1 pseudogene is annotated in these 855 nt (G+C 41.5%); it reads left to right on the forward strand.

Annotated features, from left to right (window positions below):
• Positions 1-176: 176 nt before the first annotated feature.
• Positions 177-855, forward strand: a pseudogene (locus FC46_RS09870) (hypothetical protein); the annotation flags it as partial.

Below are 855 nucleotides of genomic sequence, written 5' to 3' on the forward strand. Positions count from 1 at the left end.
ACAAATGCTTCAGGCGTGATGCCTGTACGCATGCTGATCCTTCAGCAAGACTACTACCTCATAAGAGTTATAAACTTATGGATCTTGCTTTGAATGATTTTGTACATTATAGGCTCCTGTCATGCTGAACCTATGCCCTATTACATTTTTGTATATTTCAAGGAGGAAAAGACCACATGAAGAAAAATTTAAGAATCGTTAGCGCTGCTGCTGCTGCTTTATTAGCTGTTGCTCCAGTTGCTGCTACTGCTGTTTCTACTGTCTCTGCTGACGTTGTTACTAGTGCAACTAACTTGGGTGCAATCCCTGCAGTTCAAAACGGTACTACTGTTAACGTTACTCCAAACGTTTCATTAAACACTGCTACTCTTAGCGGTAGCGTTAAGTCTGCTATTTCAGTATCATTCTCAGCTACTGTTAATGGTACTACTGCTACTTCAACCTTTAACCCAAGTGACCAAAACAAGTCAAGCGTTTCACTTTTCCGCGGTTCAAAGGAAATCACTAGCTTAGACGAAGTATCAGCTGACGCTGCTGGTTCAACTTACAGAGTAGTTGCTACTAATGTAGGTTTGAACTTTGGTACTCAAAACGCTAACAAGAAGATCGTTTTGACTTTCCCAGAAGGTGACTCATTCACTTACCAAGGTAAGGAAGGTAGATCACAAGAAGTTACTCTTGACCAAAACGGTGCTATCGTATTGTCAGGCGTTTCAATGAACGTTACTGCTAAGGACTTTGCTAGTCCAGCTGTTGTTACTTGGTTCAACGCTGCTAACAACGCACCTGTAACTTCAGGTAACATTGAAGTATATGCTGGTTCAGATGCTGGTAAGATGAACGTTGCTCAAGTTG

Source organism: Lactobacillus kalixensis DSM 16043 (genome assembly GCF_001434335.1).
Lineage (GTDB): Bacteria > Bacillota > Bacilli > Lactobacillales > Lactobacillaceae > Lactobacillus > Lactobacillus kalixensis.